This window comes from Corynebacterium sp. H78, assembly GCF_037572275.1.
Taxonomy (GTDB): Bacteria; Actinomycetota; Actinomycetes; order Mycobacteriales; family Mycobacteriaceae; genus Corynebacterium.
In genome coordinates this window covers 52411-70452 of the sequence record NZ_JBBHKX010000004.1, presented here as the reverse complement: position 1 = coordinate 70452, position 18042 = coordinate 52411, and the positions used below count along the sequence as shown (strand labels likewise).

General features: G+C 57.6%; 17 protein-coding genes. 6 read left to right on the top strand and 11 right to left on the bottom strand.

What is annotated here, in order from left to right; all coding sequences use genetic code 11:
- Positions 1–26: 26 nt before the first annotated feature.
- The 8 genes from WG934_RS08370 to WG934_RS08335 form a co-directional block, all read right to left on the bottom strand.
- Positions 27–1502 (bottom strand): YeeE/YedE thiosulfate transporter family protein, encoded by a 1476-nt coding sequence (locus WG934_RS08370; RefSeq protein WP_339989711.1) that lies wholly within the window; start codon positions 1500–1502, stop codon positions 27–29.
- Between the two features lie 224 nt (positions 1503–1726).
- Positions 1727–2158, bottom strand: coding sequence for a carboxymuconolactone decarboxylase family protein (locus WG934_RS08365; protein WP_339989709.1), 432 nt, complete (start codon positions 2156–2158; stop codon positions 1727–1729).
- A gap of 73 nt (positions 2159–2231) precedes the next feature.
- Complete coding sequence (locus tag WG934_RS08360; RefSeq protein ID WP_339989707.1) at positions 2232–3434, bottom strand: FAD-binding oxidoreductase; 1203 nt, start codon at positions 3432–3434, stop codon at positions 2232–2234.
- Positions 3435–3568: 134 nt separating this feature from the next.
- Positions 3569–4006 (bottom strand): RrF2 family transcriptional regulator, encoded by a 438-nt coding sequence (locus WG934_RS08355; RefSeq protein ID WP_339989705.1) that lies wholly within the window; start codon positions 4004–4006, stop codon positions 3569–3571.
- 176 nt (positions 4007–4182) lie between these two features.
- Positions 4183–6018, bottom strand: a complete 1836-nt coding sequence (locus WG934_RS08350; protein ID WP_339989704.1) for a phosphoenolpyruvate carboxykinase (GTP) — start codon at positions 6016–6018, stop codon at positions 4183–4185.
- Positions 6019–6325: 307 nt separating this feature from the next.
- Positions 6326–6913: a DUF6802 family protein gene (locus WG934_RS08345; RefSeq protein ID WP_339989703.1), complete on the bottom strand. Its 588-nt coding sequence runs from the start codon at positions 6911–6913 to the stop codon at positions 6326–6328.
- 39 nt (positions 6914–6952) lie between these two features.
- On the bottom strand, positions 6953–8002 hold the full coding sequence (locus WG934_RS08340; protein WP_339989701.1) for a hypothetical protein: 1050 nt from the start codon (positions 8000–8002) through the stop codon (positions 6953–6955).
- Complete coding sequence (locus WG934_RS08335; protein ID WP_339989700.1) at positions 7996–8622, bottom strand: hypothetical protein; 627 nt, start codon at positions 8620–8622, stop codon at positions 7996–7998. The genes WG934_RS08340 and WG934_RS08335 overlap by 7 nt, the downstream gene beginning before the upstream one ends.
- A gap of 208 nt (positions 8623–8830) precedes the next feature.
- Between WG934_RS08335 and trmB the strand changes: the two genes are divergently transcribed.
- The 6 genes from trmB (at position 8831) to WG934_RS08305 (ending at position 14007) form a co-directional block, all read left to right on the top strand.
- Positions 8831–9556 (top strand): tRNA (guanosine(46)-N7)-methyltransferase TrmB, encoded by a 726-nt coding sequence (trmB, locus tag WG934_RS08330; RefSeq protein ID WP_339980043.1) that lies wholly within the window; start codon positions 8831–8833, stop codon positions 9554–9556.
- The gene (locus tag WG934_RS08325; RefSeq protein WP_339989698.1) at positions 9556–10212 is read left to right on the top strand and encodes an NYN domain-containing protein; all 657 of its coding nucleotides are present in this window, start codon (positions 9556–9558) and stop codon (positions 10210–10212) included. Before trmB ends, WG934_RS08325 begins: the two co-directional genes overlap by 1 nt.
- A 24-nt stretch (positions 10213–10236) precedes the next feature.
- Positions 10237–11313 (top strand): lysylphosphatidylglycerol synthase transmembrane domain-containing protein, encoded by a 1077-nt coding sequence (locus WG934_RS08320; protein ID WP_339989696.1) that lies wholly within the window; start codon positions 10237–10239, stop codon positions 11311–11313.
- Positions 11310–11687 carry a DUF3054 domain-containing protein gene (locus tag WG934_RS08315; RefSeq protein ID WP_339979739.1) on the top strand — a complete coding sequence of 126 codons (378 nt, stop codon included), beginning with the start codon at positions 11310–11312 and terminating at the stop codon, positions 11685–11687. Before WG934_RS08320 ends, WG934_RS08315 begins: the two co-directional genes overlap by 4 nt.
- 145 nt (positions 11688–11832) lie before the next feature.
- Positions 11833–13353 (top strand): peptide MFS transporter, encoded by a 1521-nt coding sequence (locus WG934_RS08310; RefSeq protein ID WP_339989694.1) that lies wholly within the window; start codon positions 11833–11835, stop codon positions 13351–13353.
- 129 nt (positions 13354–13482) lie between these two features.
- The gene (locus WG934_RS08305; RefSeq protein ID WP_339989693.1) at positions 13483–14007 is read left to right on the top strand and encodes a TM2 domain-containing protein; all 525 of its coding nucleotides are present in this window, start codon (positions 13483–13485) and stop codon (positions 14005–14007) included.
- 117 nt (positions 14008–14124) lie between these two features.
- On the opposite strand, the gene WG934_RS08300 is transcribed toward WG934_RS08305, so the two are convergent.
- The 3 genes from WG934_RS08300 to WG934_RS08290 are packed head-to-tail and all read right to left on the bottom strand — an operon-like array spanning position 14125 to position 17689.
- Entirely contained in the window at positions 14125–15054 is a 930-nt protein-coding gene (locus WG934_RS08300) for a cutinase family protein (protein ID WP_339979734.1), read from the bottom strand.
- A gap of 5 nt (positions 15055–15059) precedes the next feature.
- Positions 15060–15575: a DUF732 domain-containing protein gene (locus tag WG934_RS08295; protein ID WP_339979733.1), complete on the bottom strand. Its 516-nt coding sequence runs from the start codon at positions 15573–15575 to the stop codon at positions 15060–15062.
- Positions 15572–17689: an alpha/beta hydrolase-fold protein gene (locus WG934_RS08290; protein ID WP_339989691.1), complete on the bottom strand. Its 2118-nt coding sequence runs from the start codon at positions 17687–17689 to the stop codon at positions 15572–15574. Before WG934_RS08290 ends, WG934_RS08295 begins: the two co-directional genes overlap by 4 nt.
- Between the last annotated feature and the right edge of the window lie 353 nt (positions 17690–18042).

The following is an 18042-nucleotide window of genomic DNA, read 5'->3' as shown; positions in this document are numbered from 1 at the left end:
AGTCGCCCTGTCTTTTCTCCCTCGCGTTACTGCCCGCGCTTGACCGTAATGATCCAGCCAGCGTCGTCAGTCTGCTCGAACTCCGTGATCTCGTGGCCATCCTGCGCAGCCCAACGAGGAATAGCATCAGTTGCCTGGGTGCAGTCAAACGTAATGACCAACTCATCACCCACATCGATCCGCTTAATCGCATCCTTCGCCTCAATGAGAGGGAACGGGCACACCGCGCCGAGCGAGTCCATACCCCACCGACCGTTGCCCAGCTCCTGCAAACCAGCTGGCTTTGCGACGACCGGACGCTCCAGCAACCCGACCGGAGCAGTGGCGAACGACGGGGTACTCGAGGTACCTGCGAAAGAGACTGGAGCTGGGGCTTCCACGTCAGTGGCCGGTACGGCCGTGATCGACTCGGCAGTATGTGGAGCCCTTGGAGAGCGTGGAGCAACACTCTTCTGTGCCACCGAGCCACCATCGGCTTGTGCGCTTGCTGGCTTCAGCCACAGCTTCGCAGCAACACCGACACCAACAGTGATCGCTGCCAGTGCGGCCCAACCCTGGTAGCTAAACAGCGAGGTCTGAACCATTCCATTACCAACGGTGCAGCCACCAGCCAACGCAGCGCCAACGCCCATGAAGATGCCGCCCACTACGGAACGACCCGACTGAGTCGCATCCGGCACGCGCACTCGAAACTCGCCCGAAGCCTTCGCTGCGATGAATGAACCAACCAGAATGCCTACGACGAGCAGCACGCCCCAGTCGAAACGCTCTGGATTACCAGTAACGATGACGCTGGTCAGGTTGGCGGATGGTGTGGTGATGCCGAGGCCGTCGTTACGCCCGGTAGCAGCCGATAAAGGCCAAGCGATAACTCCCAACGTGCCCACAATGGCAGCGGTTGCGTACACGTGCCATGGCTTTTCTGAAAGAAGGTGCGCAAGGCCGGTCTTCTTCGCCTTCAATACAGCTGGCTTTGGGCCGGAGAACTCGCGACGCAGCTGACGCACAGCGAGCCACGCGGTCAATGCTGTCAAAGCGACGGCAAAAGGCCAGGCGCTGGTGCCGAACGTCGCTGGCAGCGTGGTTAGTGGCACGGTTTGCGACTTTAGTGCGGATGCCGCGCCTTCCAGCACGCCGTACTTCATGGCCGCTGCGGATAGTCCGTACATAAACAGGGCGATCCACGAACCTACGAGCCCTTCGCCCGACCGGTACCACGTACCAGAGGCGCAACCGCCGGCGAGCACGATGCCCAGGCCAAAGATAAATCCGCCGATAATCACCGCAACTGGCGCGAATTCGTCATACTCCGGAGTAATCACGCCCGCCGTCGTGAGCGCAGCGAGTCCCACCGCATGGACTGAAATAACAATCAGCAACGCGATCAGACCGCGGGTACTGCGCTGGGTAAACAGATCGCGCAGGAATCCGGTGACGCAGAACCTGCCTCGCTGCATAACGAAGCCAAGCACGGCTCCGAGCACTAGACCACTAACAAGCATGGGGTAACTCCTTTTTGTTTTCACGCTTTACGACGATCCGCCACCATTGTGAACAGACCTGTCTATCTACACCCGAGTAAACTACGTGAAATACCCCGTATTGTCTAGTTTCCAAAGATTACGGCTCGCGACCTGCTGGAATCCAGGCATAGAAAAGCACCGATCTGTCTACTTGACCAGATCGGTGCTCGAAGAAAGAAGGGCGGAGCTACCCTAGCTACAAACTAGGCGTCGTCCGACTCAGGGAGATCGCCCAGTTCAGCGACAAGAACGTCCTGCACTACCTTCATGGCGGACAGTGCAGCCGGCGCACCACAGTAGCCCGCAGTGTGAATGACCGCTTCCGTGATTTCTTCACGGGTCAGCCCATTGCGAAGACCGCCACGCACATGACCACGCAGCTCTTCGGTTGCACGAAGCGCAACCAGCATGCCGATATTCAGCAGACTGCGATCGCGCTTACCGAGCCCGTCACGCGTCCACACAGAGCCCCACACGGTTTCCGTGATGTGCTTTTGCAGCTGTTCACCGTCGGTGCCTTCATTGCGACTAAACGCGGCATCAACAAATTCATCGCCCATTACTTCTCGACGAATTCGGATGCCAGCATCGTAACGACCATCCTGAGCAGCGCCATTTTCATTCGTGCTTGTCATGGAGGCCATTATGTCATGACCATCAAACTTTTCTAGTCACACACGTCACAATAGCCCCGCCAATTTCGTCCGCTTACGCGTCAAGCAACCAGTCATTCGGCGAGAACAGCTCAAAGTGCACTCGCTCGCGCTCAATTCCCTTGTCCACCAGCTGCTCACGAACAGCCTGCAAGAACCCATTGCCACCACAGATGTAGATCTCGGCATCCGCAGGGATATCCACATCCTCAAGATTCATGAACTCAGGCTCATACCAGGTACGTTCCGTCGCATTCTCTAGCTTGGCGACGCACTCTGCACGGTCTGCACTCAGAACATCTGCAGCTTCGCTGCGGTCAGCATGCAAAACAACGATGTTTCTCGTGGAACCTTGCGCAACCAGAGCAGACAACATGCCGACCATTGGAGTCGCGCCAATACCAGCAGAAACCAACACGACCGGATCAGAAGAGTCCAGATCCAAAATTAGATCGCCAGCAGGCAGGGAGACCTCAATTGCATCGCCTTCCTGCACCTTCTCGACGAGCTGAGTCGATACCTCACCAGCAGGAAGCTCTGCCGATGCATCCACGCGACGCACCGCGAACGTCAGACCTTCGCTAGCGCCCGATGCATTGACCAGCGAGTATTGACGCAACTGACCCGCGCCATCCGACATCGTCTGACGAACCGAAATATACTGCCCAGGAAGAAATGCCGGGGTTGAGCCGTCGTCAAGCTGAACGGTGAAACGGACGACATCGTTGCTCAGATCCTCGCGCTCGACCACCTTTGCAGCACGGAAGACGTCACCATCCTTGACCCCACGCTCGGTGTAGGCTTCCTTTTCGAAATCGACGAGAACCTGCTGCATTGCCAAATAGACAGCGTCCCATGCTTCACGGATTGCGCCCTGGAAAACGTCAGGCGTCAGGATTTCCTCGATCGCATCGAACAAGTGCTTGTGCACGATCGCATACTGCTCCTCCACAATGCCCACGGAGATGTGCTTGTGGCCGATGCGACGAAGCAGCTCAATTGGTGCTGGCGCTTCAGGATCAATCAATGTCGCAGCAAACGTTGCAACCGACGCTGCCAGCGCCTTCTGCTGTGCACCCTGCTTCTGGTTGCCACGATTGAACGTGTGTGCCAGCAGATCAGGATGTGCAGCGAACATTCGCTTGTAGAAATTCGCCGCGATCTCACCGATATTCTCGCCAACAACCGGCAGGGTCTGCCGGATGATGTCTTCCTGTTCAGATGTCAATACAGACTTCTTAACGACGATGTCAGCCATGCGATGTACTCGCTTTCAGGGTTGAGGTTGCGCACAGGAGGACACATACGGACTGGCCATGCCACTTTTCCTTAATGCGCTTTTCACATTCGCATTTAAGAGTAGCAGCTGACATTGCATTTGCATATGACTTTTTATTCCACTGGGGTAATCGGTAGCGAAAAGTGCCCCCGCAACGCCGGCGTATGCGTGAGCTGCTCGATAGTAATTGGGTCGAGGTAGGAGAAAAACGCCTCCTGCGCACCCGCTAATGCAACGCGAAGCTTGCAACCATTTATGAGCGGACATGCTGTGCCGACGCAGTCAACAATTTCGCCTGCTTCCAAGATTCGCAGAAGATGCCCGACAGACTTCTTTTCTGCGCCTTCAGCGAAGTAAATGCCGCCATAGCGCCCCTTCAAGGCAGTGACAAATCCCAGCTCAGCAAGCCTTGTCACAACTTTAGAGACGTGCGCCCTCGATGCGTTCAGCTCGTCAGCAACATCGGCCGCGGTGAACTTGCGACCTGGCTCGGCAACTGCCATTCGCATGATGATACGAAGCCCCAGATCGGAGAAAACCGTCAATTGCACGCTGACTCTCCTTCCCTGTGCTTTCCTCGCATCTGCAGCACTCACTTCGGCTTCCCTGCAGGGTGAGCAAACCAGACACGGTAATTCCAGCCTACTCCGCTGCAGGTAGATACATAAAAAGGCACCCGACACCGTGTGTGGTGCCGGGCGCCTTTTAGACGGCGTCAGAGAGACCCTTACTTGGACTCTGCTGCCTTGACGCGAGCCTTCAATGCTTCGAACTCGTCCCACACTTCCTGTGGAACGCGGTCGCCGAGGGACTTCAGCCATGCCTCGTTGTCAGCCAGGTCACCCTGCCACTTAGCTGCAGGAGCCTTCAGAGCTTCCTTAACATCCTCAAGTGGGGTATCCAGGCCGGTCAGGTCCAGATCCTCAGCGCGAGCGGTGTTACCGACAACGGTTTCCTTAGCGTCAACGCGACCCTCGATACGGTCGACGATCCACTTCAGAACGCGGGAGTTGTCACCGAAGCCTGGCCACAGGAAGCGACCATCTTCGCCACGGCGGAACCAGTTGACCAGGAAGACGGCTGGCATCTTGTCGCCGCCCTTCTTGCCCATGTCAACCCAGTGCTGCAGGTAGTCACCGACGTTGTAGCCGATGAATGGCAACATTGCCATTGGGTCGTGGCGGAGGGAGCCAACCTTAGCTTCAGCGGACGCAGCGGTCTGACCGGAAGCGAGGGTTGCACCGATAAAGGTTGCGTGGTTCCAGCTCAGAGCCTCGGTTACCAGTGGAACAGTGTCTGGGCGACGGCCACCGAACAGGATGGCGTCAACTGGGACACCCTTCCAGTCGTCGTACTCAGGAGCTGCAACTGGGCACTGCGAGATTGGGGTGCAGTAACGGGAGTTAGGGTGGCTCGACAGCTCGTCAGAGTCTGGGGTCCACTCATTGCCCTTCCAGTCGATAGCGTGGTCAGGCTTGTTTTCCATGCCCTCCCACCAGACATCGCCATCGTCGGTCAGCGCGACGTTAGTGAAGATGGTGTTACCTGGCTCCATCGTCTTCATTGCGTTCGGGTTGGAGCTGTAGTTGGTGCCCGGAGCAACACCGAAGAAGCCGTTCTCTGGGTTCACTGCGTACAGACGTCCATCTTCGCCGAACTTCAGCCATGCAATGTCATCGCCAACAACCTCTGCGGTCCAGCCTTCGATGGTTGGGGTGAGCATTGCGAGGTTGGTCTTGCCACATGCGGATGGGAATGCGGCACAGACGTGGTAGGACTTACCTTCTGGCGAGGTCAGCTTCAGGATGAGCATGTGCTCAGCCATCCAGCCCTCTTCCTTAGCCATGACAGATGCGATACGCAGTGCGTAGCACTTCTTAGCCAGGATGGCGTTTCCGCCGTAGCCCGAACCGTACGACCAGATTTCCTTGGTCTCAGGGAACTGGGAAATGTACTTGGTGTCGTTGCATGGCCAGGTGCTGTCTTCCTCGCCCTCTTCGAGTGGCGCACCCACAGAGTGGAGAGCGTGGACGAAGTCACCGTCCTTGCCAATCTTGTCCAATGCGTCCTGGCCCATACGGGTCATGATGCGCATGGAAAGAACAACGTACTCAGAGTCAGTCAGCTGAACACCGAGCTTTGGCTCTGGGTCAGTAATAGGGCCCATGCAGAATGGAACAACGAACATGGTGCGGCCCTTCATGGAACCGCGGTAGTGCTCAAGCATCTCTGCCTTGAGCTCCTTTGGATCTGCCCAGTTGTTGGTTGGGCCAGCATCCTCTTCCTTCTCGGAAGCGATGAAGGTACGGGACTCCACACGCGCAACGTCAGAAGGGTTCGAGCGAGCGAGGAAGGAGTTTGGACGCTTCTCCTCGTTCAGCTTGATGAAAGTGCCCTTTTCCACCAAGTCACTCGAAAGACGGTCCCATTCTTCCTGAGAACCGTCGCAGAATACGACCTTCTCTGGGGTCGTCAGCTCGACAACTTCTGCAATCCAGCGCAGCAGTTCGGCGTTTTCAGTTGGGGCCTGACCTTCGAGGCCCGGGATGGAAATATCCGACATCTGTTCTCCTGACTCGTCGTTTCGCGTCTCCTAATCAGGCTACCGGGGTATTGCGAATATCGCCCCCACTCTGTGTCACACCCGCCCCGCACCTGGCCTTTTTATGGGCAAAGAAACCAATGCAGCACCCAAATCACATTCACGTAGGTCGATTTTCGTAAGTTTACTAGGCGTTTACGCACTAATTTCGTGCTTTACGACGGTCTTCCCCACTCACCTACACCACCCAAACACAGCACTTAGCCTCGTTTTTTAATGTGATATTTATCCCACGATAAAAGAAACCTGTCACGCCCTGTGTTTTACCTCACACCCACCTGCCAGACTCCTCTCGTTCCCATTCACAGGTCGCCCAATTGGGGGTATTTGCGCCATCGAATTCGCTACCTTCACAAACATTCACAGTCCGATTTGCAGATTCTTGTCCATCTCCGGGCAGCGATTCCGATACCTGCTCCTGCGACCACGTTTCCCATCTGCCATCGAAAAGCACAGTGGTGACATGATCAACGGTTCCATCTCCGTTTGTATCGGCATAGATGCTCAGACCGCGATCGTCGGCAAGCGTAATCGAATCGGCGGCGCCACCTCCTATGCTGTGCGCCCCATGGTCGTTCGGAGCATTCCCAGACCTCGGATCGAAATCCGGTGGAACTCCACAATCGTTGCCAGGATCTAAACCAAGATCCATGCCAAGTTCAGCGGAGGAAGAGCCCAGGTCGAAAAGCTGACCACCGATGGAGACGACCATTCCCTCTCCCACTTCGCCCGGCGCGAGTGGGCGGGCATCTGAAAGCCCGCATACAAGCTCCAAGGAATCTGTGGCACCAGCGTCGCTGAGGCTGTTCGTGTTTGCGTTGAAGTCTGTGTCGAAGTTCGAGTCGAAGTTCATCATGTCCATGCTGTTGTCCTGCCGTTTTTCTTCACTGTCGGGCTAGTTACCGTTTGATTCCAGAGCCATCGTCAACGCTCGTTCCCGCCACCCCGGAGAGCGAGCGTGCCCGCTTCCGTGTCCCACCTGGCTGTGGGCCATGCCGGTCGATGAGTTGGCGGTCTCGGAGCGTCGGCAGACAGCAATATGTCGCGTCCATTGCTTGCGGACGGTGGCCACATGCTGCGCCGCCCACGCCATCTTTCGCTGCTGTGCTTTACGACGCCCTCCGCCTACCGCCACCACCGTCGCAAGAAGGACACCAACGACAACGGCCACCCCATGTGCCACGGCGGAGCCGATACCTAGGAGCTCGAGTGGTTCGACAATCATGCGGCCGACCCCCATCGACGCACCGAAAGCGAGGACGCCGGCCGCGATCTCCATGCCATAAGACGGCTTCGCCAGCTGTTTTGGCGTAGGGCACGGCAGGGGTTCAGCAAGTCCGAGGCGCTCCGCCAGCCGGTCGCCCGTACGTTTCGTCGCAGTAGCCAACATTCTTGGAGACAGTGTTTTCGCGTCGCCCAAGGCAGTAATCGAGGCACTCAGTTGATCCATTGCTTCGGCAAGATGGTGCGAGTCATCGCTTGCTGTTGGCCTTTCGGGTTGCTCAGACAACTGAGCTTCCCGAAATTCCTGCTCCCCCGCCAGCTGCTTGCGCAGTAGTTCACGCCGCTTCTCCAACGGAGTCGGCGACAGCGGATGCGACGGACCCTCACCCAGCAACACGAGTGTTCGCACCATCGCCGCATCGAGTGCCCCAACAGGTATGGATGGATCCACGGCTCGTCGCCACGCAAGCCAACTACTGTCCCCCGGTGTCACCGAGCCCGCGAGTCCCACCGCGCAGCGCCCGGTCGCGCCCGAAACAGCCGACACCAGGTCGAGTTCTGAACGAACAGGCGGCACTGTGCCATCGACAACGATGAGGACTACTGCGCAGCGAGACGACACCAGCTCCACCAACGGAACGCCCTCATCGTCCATGACTTCCGCCATCGCCGAGTAGTCTGCCCACGACGCAGCAGGGCCAGTACGAGTGACCATCACCATGGTCGGGCACCTCCTGACGCTGCAGCCTCCCGGGAAGCGAGTAGTGCCTCGATGTCGTCTCGTCGTGAAGCAAAGGACACCGCGATGTGCTCTAACGCCTCGGTGAGCAGCGCATCACGAGCACCCGGTGCCGACACAATCTCCTCCAGCTGTGTGATTAACTCAGCAGCACGTTCGCCATCGGCACACTCTTCAGGATGAACCCACAACTCCCGCGCAGGAGACATCTGGGCCGCTGGTGTCTGCTGCACCCCTGGTGCCTGCTGAACCGGCTGTGTATCCCGCGTAACCCGAACCCGCGCATCAACCCACGTCAACTGCCCGGCTTCACCGTTGATGGTGGAAAGCGCACCAGCCACACCCTCACTGTCTTGCCACTGCCACGTCGAGGCGGCACTCACGTTATTAAGTGCAACCTGCTGCAAGTACTTCGCGACGACTCCCGCCCCCGCACCAACGCGACCCCACACGTCAATTCGTGGTGGCCCGGATAGCTCCTCTAGTACAGCAGCCACAGCTACCGCAGCTGGCTCCTCGACATCCATGCTTGCTAACCAGTCAACAGTGGCGTTCCATACGTCTTCCGACGTATACAAAGAGCCCACAGACTCGTGATTCATGGTGGTATCCCCCCGGAAATCCCCACTAATCCCCCGTCGCGCAGCACTGTGACGCACCACGCGTGTACGCGCTCAGCTTGGCATGAGGGTTATGGCTCGGCAAGTTATGGGATACCTACTTCTTGACCCTTTCTCGCCTTCATGAACAATAGAGAATGTGAATAACCCTGATTTTCCTGAAAAAGGCTCTTTACCTTATGGCCGACCGATGCAGACGGAGTTCGATGATGGACTCGAGTACCCACGCATCGGTGGCGTCAGCTTTCGTCGCGGCACCTTGACCCCGAACCAGTCTGCAATCTGGGACGAGAACTGGGATCAATACGGCACCGTACTTTCCGACGACATCATCAATGTCGAAGAATGGTTCGGTCGCTCCGGCCCGACCATCGTTGAAATCGGTTGTGGCACCGGCACTTCGACGGTCGCCATGGCTCCGAAGGAAGCCGACCACAACATCATCGCAGTCGAGCTGTACAAGCCAGGTTTGGCGAAGCTGCTTTCCGCTGCTACCCGCGAAGGTGTCACCAACATCCGCATGGTGCGTGGCGACGGCGTTGAGGTCCTTCAACGCATGATTGCCCCAGAATCTCTAGATGGCGTGCGCCTATTCTTCCCAGATCCTTGGCCAAAGGCTCGCCACCACAAGCGTCGAATCCTGCAGTCCGGCACGATGCGTCTTATCGCCTCGCGACTGAAGCCAGGTGGAGTCTTCCATGCGGCAACCGACCACGCAGGCTACGCCGAATGGATCGAAGAGCTCCGTACCGTCGAACCAGCGCTGGAACCAATGCCCTGGCCGTGGCCAGAATCGCCAATGTTGCTTGACCGCCCGACCACCAAGTTTGAGCGTCGTGGACTGAACCTCGAACATGCAATCCACGAGTTCGTGTGGCGCAAGCGCGACATGCCAGTGGCAGAAGGTGACGAATAATGAGCGTGACACACACCTACTCGGCTGTTGCTGAAACCACGCCCACCATGTTGTTGGTGTGGGACGCACCGAACCTGGACATGGGCCTCGGCGCAATCCTCGGCTCCCGCCCAACCGCAGCGCATCGTCCACGCTTCGACGCAGTCGGCCGCTGGCTCGTCGAAAAGTCCATGGCGCTGTCGGAAGAGTCCGACATGCGCATCACCCCTGAAGCGACCGTGTTTACCAATGTGTCGCCAGGGTCAGCGGAAATTGTGCGCCCATGGGTTGAGGCGCTGCGTAATGTTGGTTTCGCAGTGTTTGCGAAGCCGAAGCTGGAAGAGGATACCGATGTCGATCCGGACATGCTCGCGCATATCCGGCGTCGCTACAACGAAGGTGTACTCCACAGCGTTGTTGTCGCATCTGCGGATGGCCAGAATTTCCAGGACACGCTTGAGGAACTAGCTAACGACGGTATTCCTGTCACCGTCATCGGATTCCACGAACATGCGTCGTGGGCACTGGCGTCAGAACTCATCACGTTCGTGGACCTGGAAGACATCGAAGGAGTGTTCCGCGAACCGCTGCCTCGCATCGACCTCGACACCCTGCCAGACGAAGGCGCATGGCTGCAGCCATTCCGCCCACTGTCCGCGCTGATGCGCGAACGCTAGAAATCGAGGGCATTCTAGGAAGCTATGGAGCGCACCAAACGAGTTGTATCCCATCTGGCCCGCGCCGGATGGGTGCGCTGGGCACTAACTGGCATCATCGTCGCCATTGCTGCGTGGTTGACCCTGCAGAACCAAGGCATGGTCACCGATGGTCTCACGACGCTTCGCGACGCCGATACCGGCTGGACCCTCATCGCCATCGCAGCGGTACTCGTGTCGATGTTCGCCATGGCCGAGGTCATGTGGCTGTTATTCCGCGCTGCCAACGTCAAAGTCACAAGACGTGCTACTAACGCCCTAACATTTGTCGCGAATTCATGGTCGGTGTCTGTTCCTGGAGGCGTGGCGTTTTCCACTGCGTTGCAGGTCAGACGGCAATTGAAGTGGGGCGCATCGCCAGTCATTGTCAGCTGGTACGTGCTGATGTCCGGTGCTCTTGCCTTCCTTGGCCTCGTAGCTTTGGCTATTGGCAGTGTGTTCTTTATTGGCCAGCGGCCAGCTCCCGGGATGCTGGTGATGGCGGGCGTGGCGGTGCTCGCGGCGACAGCGCTGCTGTGGTGGTTCTCGCGGAACACCATTCTCATTGAGCGGATCGCGATCGGTGGTCTGCACCTGGTCAACAAGGTTCGACGCAGTCCACTTGACCGCGATGAAGTCACGGTCCGCGATACCATTCGTCAGCTCACATCTGTGCAGCTCGGCCCTACCCGCATGGGACTGGCTTTCCTGTGGTCGCTCACCAATTGGCTGACCGACGTTATCTGCCTCTACGCAGCTATCCGTGCCGTAGGTATCGAAGGTATTTCCATGGCCGCCGTGTTGTTGGCCTTCGTATCCGGCAAGGTCGCCGGATTCATTCAGGCGACACCAGGTGGCGTTGGCCCCGTCGAAGCTCTGCTGACCGGTACGTTGGTGGCCGCCGGCATGACAGGTGTCGATGCTTTCGCAGCAGTGCTTCTCTACCGCATCGTGTCCTTCATCTTGGTAGCCATCATCGGCTGGATTATTTACCTCATCGGATACACCGGCGATAAGCCGACAACCGGTGACACTCCCTGCGATGCCAGTGCACCAAACAAAAGCGGTAACCTGGGCTCATGAAGCTCCGCACGACCACGGTTATTGCCGACGCCATCGCCGTCCTCATTTTCGCTATTTTGGCGCGACTGGCTCACAACAGCCCGCTCGATCCATTCACCATTCCTAATATTCTCGACACGTACTGGCCGTTCCTCATCGGCGCGTTGGTCGGCTTGGGGCTCTGCGTTGCGACGAAGAGTGAGGCAGAAGACCTCGGCACCGGTGGAATCCTGGTCTGGATTGCCACGGTCGCAGTTGGTCTTGGTATCTGGTGGCTCCGCAACGGGCAGATGCCGCACTGGTCCTTTGTCATGGTCGCAACCATTGCTTCCGGTATTTTGCTCATGGGTTGGCGCTTTATCGCGCGGATTGTTGGCAAGAAGAAGACGTCGTAAAGCTCCATCCTGCGCGTACCTGGGCACAGGTGAGCATGCCTGATTCGTATCCCATTCCCTTGGAGGGAATGGGTTTTTGTTGTTTAGACCAAAAATTCTGGCGAAATTTTGGTGAAAGAGAGTTTAACGGCGAATACTGGAGCCCATGACAGATCAACCTTCTGCGACACAATCGCAAAACGCTGCAGCGCATAGCTCAAGTCATGAGCTCGCTGGGCACACGGAACGCACCTTCTTTGGCCAACCATGGGGTCTGGCCAACCTCTTCGGTGTGGAGATGTGGGAGCGCTTCAGCTTCTACGGCATGCAGGGCATCCTCGTCTACTACATGTACCACTCGGTTACCGATGGTGGCCTGGGCATGGGCAAAGACATGGCAACCTCCATCGTCGGCGCCTACGGTGGCCTCGTCTACATGGCGGCACTCGTCGGCGCATGGATCGCCGACCGCCTCCTCGGTTCTGAAAAGACCCTGTTCTATTCGGCCATCCTCATCATGATTGGCCACTTGTCACTCGCTTTCCTCCCTGGCGTGACCGGCCTCGCCGTAGGTCTTGTTTGTGTGGCGCTGGGTTCCGGTGGTTTGAAAACCACGGCATCCGTCGTGTTGGGACAGTTGTACTCGCGTGACGATCCTCGTCGTGATGCCGGCTTCTCCATCTTCTACATGGGCGTTAACATCGGTGGTCTCTTTGGGCCGCTGCTCACTGGTTGGGTCTGGGGTTGGAAGGGCTTCCACTGGGGCTTCGGTCTCGCCGCTATTGGTATGGCGATTGGTCTGATTCAGTACATCCTGATGCGCAAGACCACCATCGGCGCAGCTGGTCATGACGTACCGAATCCACTGCCAAAGAAGCAGTACCTGATGTTCGCCGTCGGCGCTGTTGTGGTGATCGCAGCTGTCGTGGCAATCATTGCAACTGGCCTGCTGCCTGCAGAACATCTCTCCAACGCTGTCACCATTCTCGCTGGTATCGCTGCAGTTGGCTTGTGGCTGCAGATGTACCTGAGCCCACTGACGACCGCCCCAGAAAAGCACCGCCTCATCGGCTTCATCCCAATGTTCGTAGCTGGTGTCCTCTTCTTCGGCATCTTCCAGCAGCAGTTCACCGTGCTCGCAATCTACGCAGACGAGCGCCTGAATCGTAACTTCTTCGGCTTCGAACTTTCCCCAACGTGGATTCAGTCGTTCAACCCAATCTTCATCATTATCTTCTCCGGCATTTTCGCTGCAATGTGGACGAAGCTCGGTACTCGCCAGTGGTCGACCCCAGTGAAGTTCGGTGTCGCGAACGTCATCATTGGTATCTCGCTGTTCTTCTTCCTGCCATTCGCAGGCGGTGCGGCAAACTCGACCCCGCTGATCGCCATCGTATGGATCTTGTTCCTCTTCACCATGGGTGAACTTCTGCTCTCCCCTGTTGGCAACTCCCTTGCGACGAAACTCGCCCCCGAGGCATTCCCAACTCGTATGTTCGCTGTCTGGATGATGGCCGTCGCAATGGGTACCTCGCTGGCTGGTTCGCTCGCTGGTTACTACCACCCAGAAGATGCCGCAGCCGAAACGAACTTCTTCCTCGTCTTGGGAATCGCATCCATCGTTCTGGGCATTCTGCTGGTTGTCATGCGTAAGTGGATCATCCGCAAGTTTGAGGGTGTTCGGTAGTAGGAGCTTAGTGGGTCTTGGTTGGCGTCTAACACCTGTCGCGTTAGTCAGAATTACTTTCGAACGCTAATATTTAACGTGCATTTATTTCTCTGATTTCTTCGCACTTGAAAGTGAGCGCCGTCCGGGATGACTGACCCATTTAATGGCCAGCAGTACGACAAGAATGGCCTGCCAATAAACAACGCCGGCGCTGGCGGCTACGGCCAGCCATTTGGTGCAGCACAGCAACCATTCGACCAGCCATATGCACAGCCTCAGCAGGGCTACGGCCAGCCATACGGTGCAGCACAGCAACCATACGGTCAGCCATATGGCGCTCAACAGCCGTATGGCGCAATGGCTCCAATGAATGCTTACGGTGCCCCAGGCATGCCAGGTGGACCGATGATGTCGGACAAATCCAAGATTGTTGCGGCACTCCTCGCGTTTTTCCTTGGCGGTTTTGGTGTCCACAACTTCTACTTGGGCAAGACCAACGTTGCGGTTACCCAGCTGGTTCTTTACTTGATCGGCCTCGCAACAGCATTCATTTTTATCGGTTTCTTCATCCTTGTTCCACTTGGCATCTGGGTTTTTGTTGAGTTCATTCTCATCCTGATGGGATCGGGGCAGTACGCCTACGACGGTCAGGGGCGCTTGCTGCAGTCTTAGACTGTCAAGCCCCATTGCCTCTGGGACACAAGGTTCCCACACTCAAACTGGCAAAAGCGCTATGCACTACTCCGCAAGGAAGTTGCATAGCGCTTTTTACATCTCATACTTTCAGTCCTATTGCCGGGCCATCGAAGCGTCGATAAGTCCGCGCACCCAACCATCAATCCAAGCAACCGGTGTCGTACCCGGGATGATGGTCTGGCTGAAGCCGTAACTCGTGTGAGCGCCTGCCATCGCCATCATTTCGCCGGCACGTGCGATCGCGTCTGGAATGGCCGGCGGAACGTCGCAGAAAGAATCGCCCGGCGCGCAAATGTTCTGTACCCGATCATTCAGCGCCCCGAAACCTGGACGTGGTCCGCGCATGGTCGCGCCAGGCGTTACGTTTTGCACCAGCATGTTCATCGGAGCAAGTGCCACCTCGATCCCAACACCACCGAGTTCCACGCCTGGATTCATGCCCTGGTCCGGTGACCGGCGTGGATCGCCCACCAATGCCACCCCCGCGACGCGCTCCGCAGGCACCGGGCCATTTCCGTTGCCGACCTCAGAGGCAATGTCCCCAGCGATGGAAGCACCCTGCGAGTAGCCGATCAACACATAGTCAGTCAGTGGGCAGTCAGCATGCGTCGCCGACATTTCGGCCTTGATTGCATCGCGACCAATCGCCTGCGACTCGTCATACGTCTTCAGATGTGGTGCCTGAATCGACTGGATTTCTGCCGGGTACGGCGTCGTCCAGACCTTGACATCCTCGGTAGAGTAATCAGTCTGCATGGCACGAGTGACGCTCAACAACAACGCGATTGGGCTTGCAGTCGGATTCGTCGGGTCATCATCGACACGGGATTCGCCTGTGGCTGGCACAGCGATGAGTTCAATCGCTGGGCACCATTCTGGCTGCTCAGACAGCAGTCCGGCACCACCATCAGGGCCAGGTCCATTGTCGGGTCCCGGCTGGGGGTTCATCAACCATTGGCCAATGCCAAAGCCGATGGCTACCACCAGCACGATAACCGCGAGAAGTGTAAGCGTTTTTCGCATACTGGCTAGCAGTACGCCTTCTTCGCCGCATCTGCAATTGCCTTCGCCACATTCTCGGCCTTCGCATCAGTGCGACCTTGGGCGATCATTTGGCCTGCGACGGCGTCGGCGAGCACACCAACTTCTTCATCGGTGACCATCTCGTCGCACTGTGCGCGACCCGCTGCGATCAACTGATCTTCGGCGCCAGCGACATCAATGCCCTGGTCAATGAGCGCATCCAAGTAGCCCTCATCGTCCTTGCTCAATGGCATGGTGCCGGCTGGCTCTTCATCAACGCGCTCGGCTGCGTCATCAGTGATGTCGTTCGCGTCCTTCGGCTTAGTAGTCTTCGCCGTTGACTGTTCAGTCGCCTTCTCCGATGCGGTCGCCGGCTTCTCTGCTGTCGCAGACGTCGTCACATCCGACGACTCCACGGTCGCATCACCACACGCTGCGAGCAACAGCGCTGGTGTCGCACACGTGACGACGATCGCCGGCTTCAGAAGCTTCTTCATAGAGGTTAAGGACGTGCGATTCATCGGCGCTCCTCAACAATCTTGCCGTTCAGCTGGCGAATCCAGCCACCTTCAAATTCCTGCTCCAGGCCACCGGCTCGGACGTTCTGCTGCGGTCCAACTGGGAAGCCGTACTCGCCGTTCTCCCAGCCCTTTTCGCCCCAGAAGTCCATCATGTCGCCGTTAGGCACTGCATGTGCACCCGTCTCTGGCGACCAGTAAATGGAGCCGTGCTCGAAACGCTGGAATGCGCCACGGTTGAGCTTGATCTCGCCGGAAGTCGGCAAGCCGAGGGTCGACTTGGCACCACCTGCAGCAGCGTATGCTGCACCGATTGCGCCGTTGACGACTCGGGCTGGCTCGTCGCCAAGCTTGATGACAGTACCGTTCTGGAAGTCCTGCGACCAGCCACCTGGAACTTCGACGCGCTCAGCGGTTGGGTAACCAAGTGGGCCGGTTTCCCATCCGGATTCGCCCCATGCGTTCATGATGTCGCCGTAGACAACGTGTGCGCCGGTTTCTGGGGTCCAGTAGATGGAGCCGTGCTCGAAGTGGTTGAAGCGACCCTTGCCGTCTGGGGTCTGCATTTCGTTGCTCACTGGGAAACCAAGTGGCGATGCTGGGCCATCGAGTTCTGCGTAGCGGGAACCAATGCGTCCCCACACGACGTGTGCGTCAGTATTTGGGTGCCAGTATGCGCGACCGCCGGTGAAGTCCTGGACGCGGCCACCATTTGTGGTGTCGTATTCATCGGACAGGCAGGTGCCAATGCCGTTGAAGGACGCAACGAGCTGCTCGATTGCCCCACCAACGTGGCAGGTTGCGCCACGATCCTGCTCGGACAGCTGCAGGGAGTCAGCGAGCACTGGCCACGCCTGGCTCACTTCAAACTGCCAGTATGGCCAGGTGTGCGTTCCCGACTCGCGGAAGTTGACGGTAGCGTCAACGCCTGCCTTTTCGGCATCGCGAAGGAAAGTCTCGGACGTTAGTCGAGACAGCAGCTCCAGGGCGTAACCGGTTGGGTTATCTGGAATCTTCGGGTCAACCTGCGATGGACGATCCCATTCGCCGGTGTTGCCGTTACCCGCCGAGATGTACAGGGCCATACCCTTGTACTTCTCGATGTTCAGCTTCGGATCATTTTCCTTCCACCGCTTGCTGCCGAGTGGACCCCACATCTTCGTTGCATCGAAGCCACCGGTGTTCTTCATCGCTGCGGCCATCGCCTCTGGCATACCTGGCGACGACGTATCCAAGTAACCCGACAGGCTACCCACGAACTTCCACATGTCAGGAGTATGCGCAGCAATGTTCATCGCTCCGGTTCCACCCATGGAAATGCCGTAGATGCCACGGTCATCGTTGCCGCGCCAGCCCTTGGTAATGACTGGGACGAGTTCCTTGGTAATAAAGCTTTCCCACATGTAGTGAGTGCCATTGTCTGGCTGGTCCCAGTCAGCGTAGAACGACGACTTGCCGCCTGCCGGAAGAACGACGAGAACGTTCTTGTCCTCGTAAAAGCGCTGGATGTTAGTTGCGCGGGTCCAACCGGAGTAATCGTCAAACGAGTTCATGCCATCGAGGTGGTAAACACTTGGGAACGTGCGTTCCTTATCGCGGTACCAGTCGCGTGGCAGCAACAGCTCAACCTGCATTGGCTTGTCAGGCATAGCTGCCGAGTTGATGTGCAGCATGACGTGACGCTCGGTGAACCACTCCACCTTTTCCACGCTGACACCAGATGGCAGGCCATCGAGCTGCTGGTTATCAACACGGAACGGTGCCCGTGGTGGCCCAGGAAGTGGCTGTGGCATAAACAGAGCGGAGCGCTGCTTGAGCGCCTCCGGGTTCTGCAACTCCTCTGGAGTAACACCGTTGGCAGCAGCTGCCCGGCCGAGTGCGTCTAATGCGTCGCCAGCTGGATTCGACGATGCAGGTGCATCCTGTCCCGGAGCCTGCGTGGCCGGTGCATCCTGCGTCGTAGCGTCCTGCGCCTGAATCGTCTGAGATGCAGAATCAGGGATTGCTGGGACAGCCTGCGCTGCCGGTGCAAGCAGCGCCAGCGAAACTGGTACAGCCAAAATAGCGGTGAGCGCCCGTGGCGTACGTCCACGGAGGGAGTGTGCGGTAACTCGCATGTGAGGGCTTCCCCTTCAATCCTTTTGTCACGATTCGTCTAACGCGCGCAGCCCATCCAGCACATCGGGTGTGGTGTTGTGGGGCCGTCCTTCGGCAAGTCCGAGGGTTCCCCTCCCCCGGCTTTTGCTTTACGACGGCTCCCATGTGCACGACTTCGTGTTAACACTTACCCGGTTGTGATGGTGTTTTGGCTGCGACACTCGGCAAACTTAATCCTTAAGTTTAACTTTAGGGTTTTAGTCTAGGGCGAACTCGATAACAATGCAATAAACCCCGCCCTATAACCACTGTTCACATAGGGTCTACCTGACGTAGACCGGCGAACAAATGAGTTACAGAACGGGGTTCAATG